Raw genomic sequence first — 16472 nt, 5'->3', positions numbered from 1 at the left:
TGGTGCGGATGGCAACTCTTTCGAGTGAGCCGGTCAGGTCGCGATGAACGTGGTGGAGTGCCAGCCGGTGGCGCCGTCGGGGACGGTGCCGGCGCGCGCGTCGGTCTGGGTGTAGCCGGTTTTGTCGGTGGCGCGGACGAACACCTGGTGGGTGCCGGGTTTCACGGCGATCTGGGTCCACCACATGCGCCAGGTGTTCACGTTGACCTCGGTCGAGAGGGTGGTCCGTTGCCACGGGTTGTTGTCCACTTTGATCTCGACGTCGGCGATGCCGTTGTGCTGCGACCACGCGACACCGGCCAGCCGCACCGCGCCCGCCGGCACGGTGTCGAAGCCCTTCGGGGTGTCGATGCGTGATTCGGTCTTGATCGGTGCCTGCTCGCCCCAGCCGCGTTTGAGCCAGTACGCCTGCCGGGCCTTCCAGGTGGTCACCTCGATGTCCACGACCCACTTGGTCGCCGACACGTAGCCGTAGAGCCCCGGCGTGACCAGCCGTGCGGGAAATCCGTGTTCCAGCGGAAGCGGTTCCCGGTTCATCCCGATCGCGAGCATCGCGCCGCGGCCGCGATCCAGGGCCGCCGCCACGGGGGTGCCGGAGGTCCAGCCGTCGACACTCGTGCAGAACAGCTGTTCCGCTCCCGGCCGCACCCCGGCTTCGGCCAGCAGGTCGGCCAGGTCGACCCCGATGAAGTCGGACGTCGACACGTAGTCGCCACCGACCTCGTTGGACACACAGGTCATGGTGATCGTGCGTTCGACCAGCGGGCGGTTGCGGATGTCGGAGTAGCCGTAACGCAGTTCGCGCTCCACCATGCCGTGGATGCGCAGGCTCCAGTCCTCCGCGCGCAGCTGCGGTACCGACAGCGCCGTGTCCACCCTGTAGAACTTGGGGTTGGGCGTCAGGAACGTCGGTGTCCCCAGCTTGGCGAAGTCGGCGTCGGCCGGGATCGCGGGCGCGGATTTCGCGGGCACGAGGGCACCGATCGCCGCCCGCGACGCCGTCGCGTCCCGGGTGCCGCTGACCAGCTGGCCGGCCCCGCCGAGTACCCCGGCCCCGACGAGAGCACCCGCCCCGCCGAGGAGAAAGGACCGCCGCGACGTACCCCCGGACCGCTCGGCCGGCGGGTTCTTGCGGGGCGCGATCCGGTGCAGCAGCAGGAAAACGGCCACGCCCACCACCAGGCTCGTCGCCGGCGCCAGCAGCGCCACGGCGGTCAGGTCCGGCCGCTGGTGCACCGCGAACCCGCCGAGCAGCCCGAACAAGGCGACGATGACCACACCCGGCCGGGGCGAGCGCAGCGACAGCACCCCGGCGACCGCGGCCGCGGCCACCATCACCGCGGCCATGCCGCCGAGCAGCACGACTTTGTCGTAGGTGCCGAACGTCTGCACCGCGAAGTCCTTCAGCTCCACCGGCGTCAGGTCGATCGCGCCGTTGCCGACGGCCAGGTAGGGCGAGGCGTTGACGCTGATGAACCCGGCGACGAGGTGCCCGGCCGCCAGCGCCGCGAACAGCGCCAGCACGCCGCAGAGCGCCGCGGAGGGGATGCGTAGCCGTGGGGGCGCGGCGCTCGGCACGGCGGGGGCTTCGGTGGTGGCCATACCGGTCATTCGGCCCCGCGCGGCTTCCGGATGGGCATCTGCTCGGGTGAGTTTCCGATCGGCACCCATACACCGCGCAACCGGTGGCGAATACCCGGTGACCCGCCGGCCGAGTGCTGACGGCTTTCTCGGCGCTTCGGCCGGGAGGGATCTGACATGGCCGGTCACGCCGGGACGTTGACGAGGACACCGCCGCCACTATCCACAGTGGAGGAACCGGTGACGCCCGAATCCCTGCTCGCGAGGGTGGCGCTCGGGGACGAGGCGGCGTTCGCCGCGCTGTACGACGAGCTCGCGGGCCCCGTGCTGGGCATGGCGGTGCGGGTGCTGCGGGACCGGGCGCAGTCCGAGGAGGTCGCGCAGGTGACGTTGCTCGAGATCTGGCGCAAGGCCGCGACTTTCACGGCCGGACGGGGGAACGTGCGGTCGTGGGCGCTGACGATCGCGCACCGGCGGGCGATCGACCGCGTGCGTTCCGAGCAGTCCGGCTCCGACCGGGAGGCCCGCGCCGGCCGCCTGGACCCGCGCCGGGACTTCGACGAGGTCGCCGAGCAGACGATGCTGCGCCTGGAACGCGACGACGTCCGGGCCGCGCTCGCCACGCTCACCGACCTGCAGCGCCGTTCGATCGAGCTCGCGTACTACGACGGGTACACCTGTCGCGAGGTCGGCGACCTCCTCGACGTCCCCGTCAGCACCGTCAAGTCACCCTCACCGGCGCCTACGTGCTCGACGCCATCGGCGACTTCGAGCGGGCGCAGTTCGAACGGCACCTGCGCGACTGCGAGGTCTGCGCCCAGGAGGTGAGCGAGCTGTGGGCCGTGGCCGCTCTGCTCGGCGTCGCCGCCGACGCCGAGCCGCCGGCCCGGGTGCGCGCGGCCGTGCTCGCGGGGATCACGGCGACGCGCCAGGCTCCACCGCTCGTCCACGAACCACAGCCCGCGGCCGGCATCCCTCGTCGGTGGCGAACGCGGGCGGCGATCACGGTCGCCGTCGTCGCGGCAGTGGCCGCCGGTGTCGTCGGGGGCATCACGCTGGGCGGCGGCCCGGGCGGCGACCGCGGCTCGACGGTCGTGACCGCCGACGGGCGGATCCTCGCCGCACCCGACGCGGTCACCGTCACTGCGCACGCGGCCACCGGTGGGACCGGTACCGCCGAGGCCTCCCGCGGCGTTGCACAGGTCGCGGTCTCGCTCGACGGCGTCGCGGCGCTCGACCCCGCGCACGCCTATCAGGTCTGGCTGATCGGCCCGCGCGGCCCGCAGTCGGCCGGCCTGGTCCGCCCGGACGCCGGCGCGCTGGTCAGCGCACTGCCCGCCGACGTCGACCACATCGCCGTCACCACCGAACCCGCGACGGGATCACCCCGGCCCACGACTCCGGGGGTGCTCCGGTTCGACCTCGGGTGAGCTGCTGTCCACTTCGTACCCGGGAGCAAGAAGTCCACAGTGGAGGAGAACACATGGCTGCGCACGCGTACCAGCCGGTCCACCGCGTCGCCGACGGGAACGAGCTGGCCCGCGAGCTGGACTCCTACCTCGCCGAGGGCTACGACATCGAGCGCGCGGCCGACGGATGGCTGGTGCTGCGCCGAGGATCCGCGCGGATCACGGTCGTCACCGCCGCCACACTCCCCGGCTGACGGGACGCGAAGGGTCTTCTCGCCACCCGCGATCTCCTCGCGCGAACTGCCTGGTGGCTTTCGTCTCGAACCGGACCGCCCGCCGTCCGGAACACGCCCGCACCCCACACCCCAGCAACCAGGCGGGCGGGCGAACCCCGCTCATGAAGGCGGCCGCCGTAACCGCTCGGCATCGGGGCGGGCCGCGTCGGCGAGGGTGTCGGGTGCGAGCACGACGAGACTGCCCTGGGGCGGGCGCGGAGTGATCAGCGGTCCTATGACCGAGAAGGTCTCGCCGTCGAAGTCGACTTGGTGCACTTTGCCGGGATCGAGGTAGCGGCCGGTCGCGACGTCCTTGACGACCGCGTCGTCCTCCCCCGAGTCCCACAGCCGCCGGACGACCTCGACGACATCGGTCACTTCCCGCCTCAGCGCGTCGGACCCGAGCGGCGGCCGGCCGACGGTCGCCAGCGCCTCGGGCAGGGCGGTCGCGCCGACCAGCCACGCGGCGCGTCCGTGGGCGGTTTTGTTCTCCCGCCGGGTGGACGGGGCTGGACACGGCCGCGTCCGCGACGAGAATGGAGGGCCGGTCGGGTGCGGGAGGCTGATGACGATGAAGCGAGCGATCCGGGCAGTGGCACGAGCGGTCACCGGCTGCGGCTGGGTGCTCGCACCCCCGTCCGCGCCGCTCGACTTCGGATTCGTCGTGCCCGCGCCCCGCGCGGCGGCGGCCGATGTGCCGAGCGTGCCGCTGTCACGCCGTGAGCGCGAGACGTTCCGGCGGATCGTGCAGGACTACGCCGCGCCGGAGTGACTGTCCGCAGTGGCATCCGCGGTCAGGCCGGGCCGCCGAGGACTTCGAAGGTCCGGGACTGGTCTTCGGGACCGCCGAGATCGGTCTGCGTGAACACCACTGCGGTTGCCCCGGCGTCGAAGTACCGGCGCACCGCAGCGGCGGCGGCGGATTCGTCCCCGATGACGGCGAGCTCACCCGCGTGCCGCGCGCCGGCCAGCGACACCACCCGCTGGTAGGAGGGGACCTGATCGTAGAAAGCCATGTCCCGCAACGCTTTCGCCCGGACTTCCTCGGCGTTCGCCGGTCACTGTGCCGGCCACGAAGGCGACGATCCGCGGTGCGGGGCGGCCGGCTTCATCGGCCGCCTTGGTGATGGCGGGGACGATGTGCTCGCCGAGCACGCGTGGCGCGGCCAGGTAGGGGAGCGTGCCGTCGGCCAGTTCGCCGGTGACCCGCAGCGCTTCCGGCCCCATCGCGGCGACGAGGACCGGTACGCGCGGTTGCGCGCCGGGCACGGTGACGGGCAGGATCGGCGCGACCGTGAGCCGGAACGCCGTGGAAGTCGGCGCTGCCGGTGTCCAGCAGGGAGCTCGACGTGACCGTGCAACGGGTCATCCTCGACCACCTGCAGCGGCTGACCGAGGAGTCGGGGACCGCGGTGCTGCTGGTCACCCACGACCTCGGGGTCGCCGCGGACCGGGCGGACCGGATCGTGGTGATGTCCGAGGGCCGGGTGGTCGAGACCGGCCCCGCGGCCGGCCTGCTGGCCGACCCACGGCACGAGTACACGCGCCAGTTGCTGGCCAGCGCGCCCAGCCTGACCACGGCCCATCCCCGCGTCTCGGCACCGGCGCCGGCCGATGCCGCTCCGCTGGTCGAGGTCCGTAACGCCGTCAAGGAGTTCCGGCTGCCGCGCGTCTCGGGTCGGGCGCGGACACTGCGGGCCGTCGACGACGTCAGCTTCACCCTCCACCGCGGCCGGACGCTCGCTCTCGTCGGCGAGTCCGGCTCCGGCAAGTCGACCACCGCCCGGCTGGTGCTGCGCCTGACCGACGCGACCGCCGGCGAGATCCGTTTCGCCGGAGCCGACGTCACCACCGCGCGCGGAGCCGAGGTGCGGCAGCTGCGCCGCCGGGCGCAGCTGATCTACCAGAATCCCTACGCCTCGCTGGATCCGCGGTTCTCGATCGGCGAAGTGATCACCGAACCGTTGCGCGCCTTCGGCGTCGGTGATCGCGTCTCCCGCCTCGCGCGCGCCCGCGATCTCCTCGACCGCGTCGCTCTCCCCGCGGCCATGCTCACCCGCCGCCCGGCCGAACTGTCCGGCGGGCAACGCCGGCGCGTCGCCATCGCGCGGGCGCTCGCGCTGTCCCCGGACCTGGTGGTGTGCGACGAACCCGTGTCGGCGCTCGACGTCTCCGTGCAGGCCCAGGTGCTCGACCTGCTGGCCGAACTCCAAGCCGACACCGGTGTCGCGTACCTGTTCATCTCCCACGACCTCGCCGTCGTCCGCCAGATCGCCCATGACGTCGCTGCGATGCGTCAGGGGCGGATCGTGGAAACCGGCACCACCGAGGACCTGTTCACCAACCCGGGCCACGAATACACCCGCGAACTCCTCGCCGCGATCCCCGGCAACCGGCACCCGCTCGCGACGGCCGGTGACGGCGGGAGCGCGGGACCGCCGTGATGCTCACGGTGTACGGCGGCCGAGGTCGGCCGCCTGGGTAACTCTTGAATCGCCCGCCGGCGCGAGCGGCTACCCGACTGGCACTCGCAGCCGGGCCGTTGTTTCTCGCCACTGTCCGTGACTCGCGGCTATCCTCCGTCAGATGCAGAGCGAGGCGGGGGTGGTCCTGGCGGGAGGGCGTTCATCCCGGATGGGCCGGCCCAAGGCGGGCTTGGAATGGCACGGCTCGACGTTGCTGTACCGGACGTGCGCGGTGCTGGGCCGGACGATCGACGGCCCGGTCGTGGTCGTCGCGGCGGCCGGGCAGGAGCTGCCCGACCTGCCGGCGGGGGTCGCGGTAGTCGAGGATCCGGTCGAGGGCCTCGGGCCGATGCAGGGCGTGGCGGCGGGGCTGGCAGCGGTGGCGGAGCGGGCCGAGGTCGCGTTCGTGTGCTCTACCGACATGCCGTTGCTGCATCCCGCGTGGGTGCGGCGGGTGCTGCGCGGGCTGGCGGAGACGGGTGCGGACATGGTCATGCCGTTCGCTCGGGGATTCCGGCAGCCGCTGGCGGCCGGGTACCGGACGTCGCTGGCCGGGCTGATCACCGGGCTGATCGGAGAGGGGAACCTGAGGCCGGGGATGTTGTTCAAGCACTGCGACGTCATCCAGCTCGACGACGCGCAGCTGCTCGACGACCGTAACTTGGCGCGGCTGGATCCGCGGCTGGAGTCGGCGGTCAACGTGAACACGCCGGCGGACTACGCCGAGGTACGGAGTCGCCCGGCGCCGGAAGTGACGGTCGAGCGGTTCGGGGCGCTGGCGGGCAAGAACGGGCATCGGCCGCGCACGGGCCGGGCGGCGACGCTGGGTGCGGCGGCCGCGCTGGCCGGGCTGGCGTTGGACCGGCACGTGGTCGCCGCGGTGAACGGTGAGCAGGTGACGCGGGATCCGTTGATGCCGCTCGTGACGGGGGATTCGGTGGCGTTCCTGTCGGCGGACGCCGGCGGCTGACCGCGCCACAACCGCACGAACGGGCCTAGAGTCGGGGTATGGCGCCGGGAGGCTTTTTCGGACGGGCACTGGTCGTCAACGTCGGCGACGACACGGCGACCGGTGAGACGTGCGAGCTGGACGAGCGGGTGCTGCGCGCGTACCTCGGCGGTGTCGGGCTGGGTACGTGGCTGATGCACCGGCTCGCGCCGCCACGCGTGGATCCGCTCGCGCCGGAAGCGCCGTTGGCGTTCGTGTTCTCGTCTCTGGTGGGCACCCCGCTCACCACCAGCGCGAAGTTCGCCGTGGTCGCCAAGTCCCCGTTGACCGGCTTGCTGACCGACGCGCTGGCGTCGAGCCAGTTCGCGATCGCCGGGAAGCTGACCGGGCACGACGCGATCGTCATCCGGGGCCGCGCGGCGCGATTGTCGGTGCTGCTCGTCGACGGTGCCGGGGTGCGGCTCGAACCGGCGCCGGAGCTGGCCGGGTTGTCCGCGGCGGACGCCGAAACGCAGGCCCGGCAGCGGTTCGGGCGCGGCTGGCGCACGGCGGCGATCGGGTCGGCCGGGGAGCGTCAGGTCCGCTACGCGACGATCAGCCACGACGGCCGCCATGCCGGACGAGGTGGGCTCGGCGCGGTGCTGGGAGCCAAGAACATCAAGGCGGTCCTCGTGCGGTCGGCGACCAAGGTGGCGGTGGCGGACCAGGCCGGGGTGCTGGCCGCGGCGAAGGATCTGCGGCGGCGCAGTTTCGGCCCGGCGACGGCGAAGTACCGGGAACTGGGCACGCTGGCGAACCTGCTGGCGTTCAACGCGGTCAGCACGCTGCCGACCCGCAACTTCACCGCGGCGACCTTCGACGGTGCGCCGAGGCTGGCCGCCGAGGAGCTGCACGAGCTGCGCGGGGTGGCCCGCAACAGCTGCGCGTCCTGCTCGATCGGGTGCGAGCACATCTACTCCCGCAAGGGCGGCGGCAGCCAGCGGATGGAGTACGAGAACGTGTTCGCCCTCGGCCCGCTGTGCGGGGTCTCCGACCCTGACGACGTGTTCGCCGCCAGCGCGAAGTGCGACGAGCTGGGCCTGGACACGATCTCGGCCGGCGGCACCATCGCGTGGGCCATGGAGTGCGTCGAGCGCGGCCTGATCGACGAGCCGTGGCTGAAGTTCGGCGACGGCGCGGCCCTGCTGCGGGCACTCGAGGCGATCGGTACCCGTGAGGAAGGGCTGGGCGAGCTGCTGGCCCAGGGGTCGCGGCGCGCGGCGGGGATCGTCGGGCACGGCTCGATCGGCTTCGCCCCGCAGGTGAAGGGCCTGGAGCTGCCGGGTTACGAGCCGCGCAGCCTGCAGTCGATGGCTCTGGGCCTGGCGGTGAACTCGCGCGGCGCCGACCACAACCGGTCCGGCGCCTACGAAGCCGACCTTTCGGGCGAGGTGAACCGGTTCCGCGGCGGCGAGGCCCACGTCGGCGCGGCGATCGGCACGGAGGACCGGGCCGCGGTGATGGACTCGATGATCCTGTGCAAGTTCCTGCGCGGGGTGTTCGAGGATCCGTTCACCGAGTGGGCCACGCTGTTGTCCCTGGTCACCGGGTGGCCGGTGGACTCAGCCGAGCTGCGTACCACGGCCGCGCGGATCGTGCGCGCGAAGCGGGCGTTCAACCAGCGCGAAGGGGCAACCGCGAAGGACGACACCCTGCCGCCCCGCCTGCTGGAAACGCCGCTGGAACTGCCTTCCGGCCGCTCCGCGACGTTGACCGCTCAGCGGTTGCAGGCCATGGTCGACAGTTATTACGTTGCCCGTGGGCTCGATGAGGAAGGCCGGGTGCGCGCGAGCGACCTTCCCGATCTTCTCCTCGACGCCTGACTTACGAGGGTATGTTGTATGCAGCATCCGCTCGCCTGCGACGGAGGTCAGTGATGACGACAGTCGACGAGCCCGCCACGGCGGTGCGCACGGTGACCACGACGATCGACGGCCACTCCGTGACGGTGCCCGAGGGAACCAGCATCTACAACGCGGCGCAGCAGGCCGGCGTGGACATTCCCGTGCTGTGCCACAACGAACGCTACGACCCCGTCGGCGTCTGTCGGATGTGCGTGGTCGACACCGGCGGCCGGGTCTTCGCCGCCGCGTGCGTGCGCCCGTGCGAGGACGGCATGGAAGTCAAGACCAGTACGCCCGAGCTCGAACGCAACCGCGCGACCTTGACCGAGCTGCTGCTGTCGGACCAGCCGGATCGCGCCGAGGACCCCAAGCAGACCACGACCGGCGACAACCTGTTGCTCGAGCTGGCCGACCGGTTCGACGTCGCCAAGGAAACCACCGACCTGCCGTGCGGATCCGGGCGCGGCACGGACCTGTCCAACCCGGTCATCAGCGTCGATCACGACGCTTGCATCCTGTGCGACCGGTGCGTGCGGGCCTGCGACGACATCCAGGGCAACGACGTGATCGGCCGCTCCGGCAAGGGCTACTCGACGAAGATCGCCTTCGACCTCGACGACCCCATGGGCGCCAGCTCGTGCGTCACATGCGGTGAATGCGTGCAGGCCTGCCCGACCGGTGCGCTGACCAACAAGGCGATCAATCTCATCCCGATCCAGCCCCGCGAGCAGCTCGACGCCGTCGACAGCGTCTGCCCCTACTGCGGGGTCGGCTGCGCGCTGACCTACTACGTCGACCGCGACCGTGGGGCGATCTCCTTCGCCGAAGGCCGGGACCAGCCCGGGTCGAAGAGCCGGCTGTGCGTGAAGGGCCGCTACGGCTGGGACTACGCCGCCTCACCACAGCGGCTCACCACGCCGCTCATCCGCATCGACTCGTCGTACCCGAAGGGCCCGCTGTCCGCGGACGTGCGGGGTGACGCCGAGAACGACCGCGGGCGCGGTGGAGGCGGTGGAAACCGCAGCGGTGGCGGCCGGAGCCAGAAACGCGGGCGCGACGGCCGGCGCAAGCCGGGCGGGCTCGTCGACTACGACGAGGTCATGCCGCACTTCCGCGAGGCGACCTGGGACGAGGCACTCGACCTGGTCGCGCGGCGGCTCAAGGAGATCCACGCGACCGGCGGGCCGGGCGCGATCGCCGGGTTCGGCTCAGCGAAGTGCTCCAACGAGGAGGCTTATCTCTTCCAGAAGCTGATCCGGGCCGGTTTCGGCACGAACAACGTCGACCACTGCACGCGGCTGTGTCACGCGTCGTCGGTCGCGGCGCTGTTCGAGGGCGTCGGCTCGGGCGCGGTGTCCACGACCTACGGCGACGTGGCCAACGCGGACATCGTGATCATCACCGGGTCCAACCCGACGGCGAACCACCCGGTCGCCAGCTCGTTCTTCAAGCAGGCCCGCCGCCGCGGCACCAAGATCGTGTACGTGGACCCGCGCGCCAGCACGGTGGCCGAGCACGCCGACTACTACTGCCAGGTCAAGCCCGGCACCGACGTCGCGTTCTACAACTCGATCATGTACGAGGTGATCCGCCTCGGCCTGATCGACCGCGAGTTCATCGCCGAGCGAGTGTCCGGCTACGAAGAGCTCGCGCGCACGGTCGCCGAGTACCCGCCGGAACGCGCCGCGCAGATCACCGGCGTGGACGCGGACCTGATCCGCGAGGTCGCCCGCGAGTGGGGCGAGGCGGGCGCGGGCGTCATCTACTGGGGCATGGGCATTTCCCAGCACACCACCGGCACCGACAACGCTCGTTGCCTGATCGCCTTGTGCTCGATCACCGGCAACGTCGGGCGGCCCGGCGCCGGCCTGCACCCGTTGCGCGGCCAGAACAACGTGCAGGGCGCCTCCGATGCGGGCCTGATCCCGATGTTCTACCCGGACTACCAGGGTGTGGACCTCGACGGCACCCGGAAGCGGTTCGAGCAGGCGTGGGGCACGGAGCTGGATCCGAAGCGCGGGCTGACCGTCACCGAGATCATCGGTTCCGTGCTCAAACCCGGTGGCGTGCGCGGGATGTACATGCTCGGGGAGAACCCGTTCCTGTCCGACCCGAACATCAACAAGGTCCGCAAAGCGTTGGCAGCGCTGGACTTCCTGGTCGTGCAGGACATCTTCCTCACCGAGACCGCCGAGTTCGCCGACGTGATCCTGCCCGCGTCGTCGTACCTGGAAAAGGACGGCAGCTACACCAACACCGACCGGCGGGTGCAACTGGGCCGCAAGGTCATGGACCCACCCGGGCAGGCGAGGGTCGACTGGGAGATCGTGCAGGACATCGCCCGGCGGATCGGCCTGGACTGGACCTACTCGGCGCCCGGCGAGATCTTCGACGAGATGGTCGCGCTGATGCCCTCGTACAAGAACCTGCGCCACGACAACCTCGGCCTGTCCGGCAAGCTCTACCCCAACGCCGATCCGGAGCACTCCGACGGCACCGTGGTGCTGTTCGACGAGCGATTCAACACCGACGACGGCCTGGCCCACCTCGTCGCCGCGCACTGGCTGCCCGCCAAGGAACTCCCGGACGCGGAGTACCCGTTGGTGCTCAACACCGGCCGGCTGCTGGAGCACTGGCACACCGGGTCGATGACCCGGCGCTCGTTCGCGCTGGACTCGATCGCTCCGATTGCGGAGGTGTACATGCACCCGAAGGACGCCGCCGACCGCGGCCTGGCCCACGGTGAACGGGCCCGCGTGCGGTCGCGGCGCGGGGTGATCGAGCTGCAGGTGCGGATCTCGCACCGCGAACAGCTCGGGAACTGCTTCATCCCGTTCCACTTCCGGGAAGCGGCGGCGAACCTGCTGACCATCGACGAGATCGACCCGTACGGCAAGATCCCCGAGTTCAAGTTCTGCGCGATCCAGGTCGAGGCCCTGGGCGCGGCGCACACGGAATCCGTCACGGCAGTGGGAGTCGCGGAATGACCTTGATTCCCGAGCGGGTACCCGGTGTCGAGGCGCGGGCGGGCAAGTTCCCCGGCCCGTCGCTGATCCCCGCGCTGAACGCGATCCAGGCGCGGCTGGGCTGGCTGCCGCGCGAGGAGCTGGAGGAGCTGGCGCGCGATGTGCGCCGGCCCCTTTACGAGATCGAGGGCCTGATCTCGTTCTACCCGCACTTCCGCACCACGCCGCCGAAAAAGGTGCAGATCAGCGTCTGTCACGACCTGTCGTGCTGGCTGCGCTCGGGCGAGGACAGGATCGCGGCGATCAAGCGCCAGTACGGCGAAGACACCGACGTCGAGCTGGTCGAGGTCTCGTGCCTGGGCCGCTGCGACGCCGCGCCCGCGGCCGCGGTGAACGAGCACCCGGCGCCGGTGTCCGAAGTGGACACTTTGGTCACCGCCGCGCGCGGCGGGGGCGTCGGGCACGCGTCGGCGGCGCGGCGCGAGGAACCGTGGCCGAACGACCCGTACCCGGGCGGCTCCGGTGTGGGCGATCGCTATCGCTCGTCGCGTGCGTTGCTGGCCGGTGAGATCAGTCCCGAGGCCGTGGTGGCGACGCTGAAAGACTCCGGGCTGCGCGGCATGGGCGGCGCCGGGTTCCCGACCGGGCAGAAGTGGAGCCTGGTCGCGGGTGCCCAGCCGGGCACGGTGAAGTATGCGATCTGTAACGCCGACGAGTCCGAGCCGGGCACCTTCAAGGACCGGCAGATCCTCGCCGAGCAGCCGCACCTGGTGCTGGAAGGGCTGCTCCTGGGCATGGCGGTGGTCGGCGCCGAGCAGGGCTGGGTGTTCATCCGGCACGAGTACGGCCCCGAGGAACACGTGCTGCGCGAGGAGATCGATGCGCTGCGCGAGGCCGGGGTGATCGGCCCGGACGCGTGCGGCAGCGGGCGCCGGTTGGAGCTGGACATCTTCGTCTCGCCCGGCGGCTACATCCTCGGCGAGGAGACAGCGCTGCTCGAGTGCATGGAGGGCCACCGCGGCGAGCCCCGCAACAAGCCGCCGTTCCCGGGCAACTACGGCCTGCACGGCCGCCCGACGCTGATCAACTCCGTGGAAACCTTCGCCGACGTGCCGGTGATTCTGCAGCGGGGCGCGGACTGGTGGCAGTCGCAGGGCGTCGGCGACTCGACGGGCTGGAAGTTCTTCGCCGTTTCGGGGCACGTGACCAGCCCGGGTGTCTATTGCGTGCCGATGGGCACCACCGTGCGGGAGCTGATCGACACCGCCGGTGGCGTGCTCGACGGCGCGGCCGTGGGCGCGGTCCAGCCGGGCGGGGCGTCGTCCAACTTCATCGGTCCCGACCGGCTCGACCTGCGGCTGGACTTCGCGTCGCTGGCCGAGGCCGGGACGATGCTCGGCTCCGGCGCGCTGGTGGTGCTGGCGGAGGGCACCGACCTGCTGGCCGCGTCGACGAACGTGCTGCGGTTCTTCCGCAACGAGTCGTGCGGCAAGTGCGTGCCCTGCCGGGTCGGGTCCACCAAGGCGCACACGCTGCTGAGTGGTGTGCTCGATTCGGGCTCCGAGCTGGACGACGCCGGACGGGGGAAGGTCCTGCAGCTGGAAGAGGCCATGCGCAAGACCTCGATCTGCGGGCTCGGCCAGGTCGCGCTCGGGCCCGTGGTGTCCGTGCTGGGCTTGGCCAAGGGCGGCGCCGCGGCCCGTCCGCACCCGAAGCCCGAAGGCGCGAAGGACCAGCCGGATCGGTGAGCGGACGCGAGTTCTTCACCACCCGCACCGTCGCCGAGGCCCTCGCGGGGTTCCGCCCTTCGCACCGCACCGCGGTCGAGACGGTTGCGTTGGCGGCGGCACTGCACCGGGTGCCGGCCGGGGACATCCCGTCGCCGCACGCCCTGCCCGGCTTCGTCAAGTCCACAGTGGACGGATTTGCGGTCCGGGCGGCGGACACCTACGGCGCCTCCGACGGCCTGCCGTCCTACCTCGACCTGCTCGGCGCGGTGCGGATGGGTGCGGCGCCCACGGTGCCCGTGCGCCCGGGCGGCTGCGTGGCGATGCCGACCGGCGGCGTGCTTCCCGAGGGGGCGGACGCGGTGGTGATGGTCGAGTTCACCGCCGAAACCATGCCGGGCACGATCGAGGTCACCCGGCCGGTCGCGCCGGGCGGCGGGCTCGTGCGCGCCGACGACGACGTGGCCGCCGGCGGGTCGCTCGTTCCGGGTGGCCGGCCGCTGCGTGCCCCGGACCTGGGCCTGCTGGCCGCCGCCGGCGTGGTGACCGTGTCGGTGCACGCACGGCCGCGGGTCGTGATCATCTCCACCGGCGACGAAGTGGTTCCGCCGCAGACCTCGTCGCTGAGCGCGGGCCAGGTGCGTGATGCCACGGCGTCCGCGTTGGCCGGCTTGGTGCTCGACGCCGGTGGTGAACCCGTGCCCGGCGGCATCGTGTCGGACGAACCCGGAGCGTTGAAGGACAAGCTGACCTCGGTCCTGCCCGGGGCGGATCTCGTGGTCGTGTCGGCCGGGTCGTCGGTCGGGGCCCGGGACGAGACCGCGGGCGCCGTCGCCGCGGTCGGCGAGGTGTGGTGTCACGGGCTGGCGATCAAGCCCGGGAAGCCCACGCTGCTGGCCGAGTGCGCCGGGGTTCCGGTGATCGGCCTGCCGGGCAACCCGCTGTCCGCGCTGGTGGTGTTCGGGCAGATCGGGATTCCCCTGCTGTGGCGGCTCAGCGGCTGCGAGATCCCGCCGGCCCGGTCGTCGACGCGGGCGCGGCTGTCGCGAGACCTGGCCTCGGCCGCCGGGCGGCTGGACGTGGTGCAGGTGCGCGTGCGTGACGGCGTCGCCGAGCCGCTGTTCGGGCCGTCGGCGCTGCTGTCGGTGCTGACCCGGGCGGACGGGTACGTGGTCATTCCGGAGCCGGCGACCGGGCTGGACGGCGGCCTGGACGTCGATGTCACGCTGTACGCATGAACAGCCCGTTCATCTCCGACGTCCCCGCCGCCCAGGCCCACGACGCCTGGCGGGAAGCGCGGGCCGCCGCCGGGTGCCCGGCCCGGGTCGAGGCGATCCGGGTCCCCGTCGGTGCCGCGGTGGGCCGGGTCACGGCGGAACCGGTGTGGGCGCAACGGTCTTCGCCGGCGTTCGACTCGTCCGGGATGGACGGCATCGCCGTGCGAGCGGCCGACACGGTCGGGGCGTCGGAGACGACGCCGGTGGTGGTGACGGACTTCGAGGTCGTCGACACCGGCGACCCGCTGCCGCCCGGGTACGACGCGGTGGTCATGCGCGAACACGTCCACCACACACTCGACGGTGCCGAACTGCGCACGGCGGTGCCGCCGTACCAGCACGTGCGCTCCATCGGCGAGGACATCAGCGCCGCCGAGTTGTTGTTGCCGGAGGGCCACCGGCTGCGCCCGGTAGACGTCGCCGCCAGTGCCGCCGCAGGCGTCATCGAGCTGTCCGTGCGGCGGGCGCCGATCGTGGTGATCATCCCGACCGGCGACGAGATCCGGCCGATCGGGACCGAGCTGCGGCCGGGCGAGATCGCCGACACCAACTCGGTCATGTTGGCCGCGCAGGCCCGCGAGGCCGGCTGCGACGCGCGGGTCACCGCCATCGTCGCCGACGACCCGGCCGCCATCACCGCCGCCGTGCGCACGGCCGCGTGCGAAGCCGACCTGGTCATGCTCATCGCGGGATCCAGCGCGGGCCGCGACGACTACACCGCCCGCGTCGTCGCCGAAGCCGGAACCGTTGCCGTGCACGGAGTCGCGGTGCGGCCCGGGCATCCCGTGGTGCTCGGGACGGTGACGGGCGAGAAGGGCACGCCGATTCTCGGTGTCCCCGGCTATCCCGTCTCCGCGGCTCTCACCTTCGACATCTTCGCCGCGCCCCTGCTGGCCGAGCTCGAAGGTGCCGCACCGCGCGAGCGGCCCTCGACGACCGCGCGGCTCGCCCGGAAACTGCCGTCGGTGGTCGGGATGGACGACTGGGTGCGCGTGCGCCTCGGCCGCGTACGGGACCACGTCGTCGCGACCCCGCTCCCGCGCGGTGCCGGTGTGCTCACCTCCCTCGTCCGCGCGGACGGGCTGCTCGTCGTCCCGGCCGGCGTCGAAGGACACCACGCCGGCACCGAGGTCCGGGTGGAACTGCTGCGCGGGCTCGCCGAGATCGACCGCACCATCGTCGCGATCGGCTCGCACGACCTCGTCCTCGACCTCGCGGCCTCGGCGTTGCGCGCCACCGACCCGCTGGTGACGCTCGCGTCCTCGAACGTCGGCTCGCTCGGCGGCCTGGTCGCCCTGCGCGACGGGCTCTGCCACCTCGCCGGCTCGCACCTGCTCGACCCGGCCACCGGCGAGTACACCCTGCCCTACGTGGAGCGGTTGCTCGGCGACGACGCCGCGGTGATCCGGCTCGTCCACCGCGACCAAGGCCTTCTCGTGGCGCCCGGAAACCCGCTGGGCCTCAAGGACGTCGACGACCTCACGCGTCCCGGCGTGCGCTACGTCAACCGCCAGCGCGGCGCCGGCACCCGCGCCCTGCTCGACCACGAACTGGGCCGCCGCGGCATCGATCCCGCCGCCATCCCCGGTTATGCCCGGGAGGAACACACGCACCTCGCGGTCGCCGCCGCGGTCTCCGCCGGCCGCGCCGACACGGGGCTGGGCATCCTCGCCGCGGCCCGCGCCTTCGGCCTCGACTTCGTGCCCGTCGCGCAGGAACCCTACGATCTCGTGATGCGCGCCGCGGACGTGTCGCACGACCTGCTGGCTCCCCTGTGGACACTGCTCGCGGACCCGGGCTTCCGAACACGCGTCGAGGGGCTCGGCGGCTACTCCTGCGCCCAGACCGGCGAACGCATCCGCTGACTCAGGATTCTGCGACCCGCGAGCTCGGGGACCCTTTGAAGCAGCGACGACGTTCTCCGGCGTCTTGCGCCGGGG

The 16472-nt window shown here is 72.1% G+C and carries 13 protein-coding genes and 2 pseudogenes; 11 read left to right on the top strand and 4 right to left on the bottom strand.

What is annotated here, in order from left to right; all coding sequences use genetic code 11:
• Nucleotides 1-33: 33 nt before the first annotated feature.
• Nucleotides 34-1602, bottom strand: a complete 1569-nt coding sequence (locus AB0H62_RS13750; protein WP_360586177.1) for a molybdopterin-dependent oxidoreductase — start codon at nucleotides 1600-1602, stop codon at nucleotides 34-36.
• Between the two features lie 219 nt (nucleotides 1603-1821).
• Between AB0H62_RS13750 and AB0H62_RS13745 the strand changes: the two genes are divergently transcribed.
• Genes AB0H62_RS13745 through AB0H62_RS13735 form a run of 3 tightly spaced genes read left to right on the top strand, consistent with a single transcriptional unit; the run spans nucleotide 1822 to nucleotide 3244 of the window.
• Nucleotides 1822-2409 (top strand): sigma-70 family RNA polymerase sigma factor, encoded by a 588-nt coding sequence (locus tag AB0H62_RS13745; protein WP_360586175.1) that lies wholly within the window; start codon nucleotides 1822-1824, stop codon nucleotides 2407-2409.
• On the top strand, nucleotides 2328-3011 hold the full coding sequence (locus AB0H62_RS13740; protein ID WP_360586173.1) for an anti-sigma factor: 684 nt from the start codon (nucleotides 2328-2330) through the stop codon (nucleotides 3009-3011). Before AB0H62_RS13745 ends, AB0H62_RS13740 begins: the two co-directional genes overlap by 82 nt.
• Nucleotides 3012-3064: 53 nt before the next feature.
• Nucleotides 3065-3244, top strand: coding sequence for a hypothetical protein (locus tag AB0H62_RS13735; RefSeq protein ID WP_220242063.1), 180 nt, complete (start codon nucleotides 3065-3067; stop codon nucleotides 3242-3244).
• A 171-nt stretch (nucleotides 3245-3415) separates the two neighbouring features.
• Here the strand turns inward: AB0H62_RS13735 and AB0H62_RS13730 are convergent.
• A pseudogene (locus tag AB0H62_RS13730) lies at nucleotides 3416-3745 on the bottom strand (LLM class flavin-dependent oxidoreductase); the annotation flags it as partial.
• A gap of 85 nt (nucleotides 3746-3830) precedes the next feature.
• Here AB0H62_RS13730 and AB0H62_RS13725 point away from each other — a divergent pair.
• Nucleotides 3831-4037 carry a hypothetical protein gene (locus AB0H62_RS13725; protein WP_360586668.1) on the top strand — a complete coding sequence of 69 codons (207 nt, stop codon included), beginning with the start codon at nucleotides 3831-3833 and terminating at the stop codon, nucleotides 4035-4037.
• Nucleotides 4038-4059: 22 nt separating this feature from the next.
• Here the strand turns inward: AB0H62_RS13725 and AB0H62_RS13720 are convergent, their stop codons facing one another.
• Together AB0H62_RS13720 and AB0H62_RS13715 are read right to left on the bottom strand one after the other, a co-directional pair.
• The gene (locus AB0H62_RS13720; protein ID WP_360586666.1) at nucleotides 4060-4281 is read right to left on the bottom strand and encodes a hypothetical protein; all 222 of its coding nucleotides are present in this window, start codon (nucleotides 4279-4281) and stop codon (nucleotides 4060-4062) included.
• Nucleotides 4211-4492, bottom strand: a complete 282-nt coding sequence (locus tag AB0H62_RS13715; RefSeq protein ID WP_360586645.1) for a hypothetical protein — start codon at nucleotides 4490-4492, stop codon at nucleotides 4211-4213. Before AB0H62_RS13715 ends, AB0H62_RS13720 begins: the two co-directional genes overlap by 71 nt.
• 116 nt (nucleotides 4493-4608) lie before the next feature.
• On the opposite strand from AB0H62_RS13715, the pseudogene AB0H62_RS13710 reads away from it, so the two are divergent.
• The 7 genes and pseudogenes from AB0H62_RS13710 to AB0H62_RS13680 all read left to right on the top strand — a co-directional run.
• Nucleotides 4609-5709: pseudogene (locus AB0H62_RS13710) on the top strand (ABC transporter ATP-binding protein); the annotation flags it as partial.
• A 142-nt stretch (nucleotides 5710-5851) separates the two neighbouring features.
• A complete protein-coding gene (locus AB0H62_RS13705) occupies nucleotides 5852-6700 on the top strand; it encodes a molybdenum cofactor guanylyltransferase (protein WP_360586171.1) in 849 nt (282 codons plus the stop codon).
• A 38-nt stretch (nucleotides 6701-6738) separates the two neighbouring features.
• Entirely contained in the window at nucleotides 6739-8541 is a 1803-nt protein-coding gene (locus AB0H62_RS13700) for an aldehyde ferredoxin oxidoreductase C-terminal domain-containing protein (RefSeq protein WP_360586169.1), read from the top strand.
• A gap of 53 nt (nucleotides 8542-8594) precedes the next feature.
• The gene (gene fdhF / locus AB0H62_RS13695; protein ID WP_220242058.1) at nucleotides 8595-11549 is read left to right on the top strand and encodes a formate dehydrogenase subunit alpha; all 2955 of its coding nucleotides are present in this window, start codon (nucleotides 8595-8597) and stop codon (nucleotides 11547-11549) included.
• A complete protein-coding gene (locus AB0H62_RS13690; RefSeq protein WP_360586167.1) occupies nucleotides 11546-13276 on the top strand; it encodes an NAD(P)H-dependent oxidoreductase subunit E in 1731 nt (576 codons plus the stop codon). The genes fdhF and AB0H62_RS13690 overlap by 4 nt, the downstream gene beginning before the upstream one ends.
• The gene (locus tag AB0H62_RS13685; protein WP_360586165.1) at nucleotides 13273-14493 is read left to right on the top strand and encodes a molybdenum cofactor synthesis domain-containing protein; all 1221 of its coding nucleotides are present in this window, start codon (nucleotides 13273-13275) and stop codon (nucleotides 14491-14493) included. Before AB0H62_RS13690 ends, AB0H62_RS13685 begins: the two co-directional genes overlap by 4 nt.
• Entirely contained in the window at nucleotides 14490-16397 is a 1908-nt protein-coding gene (locus AB0H62_RS13680; RefSeq protein ID WP_360586163.1) for a molybdopterin biosynthesis protein, read from the top strand. The genes AB0H62_RS13685 and AB0H62_RS13680 overlap by 4 nt, the downstream gene beginning before the upstream one ends.
• The last annotated feature ends 75 nt before the right edge of the window (nucleotides 16398-16472 follow it).

This window comes from Amycolatopsis sp. NPDC050768, from assembly GCF_040654155.1.
Taxonomy (GTDB): domain Bacteria; phylum Actinomycetota; class Actinomycetes; order Mycobacteriales; family Pseudonocardiaceae; genus Amycolatopsis.
Note: the sequence above shows the minus strand (reverse complement) of the source record. Positions and strands in the feature narration are given on the sequence as shown.

What these genes read in the sequence shown, in the direction of transcription:
- AB0H62_RS13750 (WP_360586177.1), bottom strand. Translation starts at nt 1,602, where the DNA reads ATGGCCACCACCGAAGCCCCCGCCGTGCCGAGCGCCGCGCCCCCACGG.
- AB0H62_RS13735 (WP_220242063.1), top strand. Translation starts at nt 3,065, where the DNA reads ATGGCTGCGCACGCGTACCAGCCGGTCCACCGCGTCGCCGACGGGAAC.
- AB0H62_RS13725 (WP_360586668.1), top strand. Translation starts at nt 3,831, where the DNA reads ATGACGATGAAGCGAGCGATCCGGGCAGTGGCACGAGCGGTCACCGGC.
- AB0H62_RS13720 (WP_360586666.1), bottom strand. Translation starts at nt 4,281, where the DNA reads ATGGCTTTCTACGATCAGGTCCCCTCCTACCAGCGGGTGGTGTCGCTG.
- AB0H62_RS13715 (WP_360586645.1), bottom strand. Translation starts at nt 4,492, where the DNA reads ATGGGGCCGGAAGCGCTGCGGGTCACCGGCGAACTGGCCGACGGCACG.
- AB0H62_RS13705 (WP_360586171.1), top strand. Translation starts at nt 5,852, where the DNA reads ATGCAGAGCGAGGCGGGGGTGGTCCTGGCGGGAGGGCGTTCATCCCGG.
- AB0H62_RS13700 (WP_360586169.1), top strand. Translation starts at nt 6,739, where the DNA reads ATGGCGCCGGGAGGCTTTTTCGGACGGGCACTGGTCGTCAACGTCGGC.
- fdhF (WP_220242058.1), top strand. Translation starts at nt 8,595, where the DNA reads ATGACGACAGTCGACGAGCCCGCCACGGCGGTGCGCACGGTGACCACG.
- AB0H62_RS13690 (WP_360586167.1), top strand. Translation starts at nt 11,546, where the DNA reads ATGACCTTGATTCCCGAGCGGGTACCCGGTGTCGAGGCGCGGGCGGGC.
- AB0H62_RS13680 (WP_360586163.1), top strand. Translation starts at nt 14,490, where the DNA reads ATGAACAGCCCGTTCATCTCCGACGTCCCCGCCGCCCAGGCCCACGAC.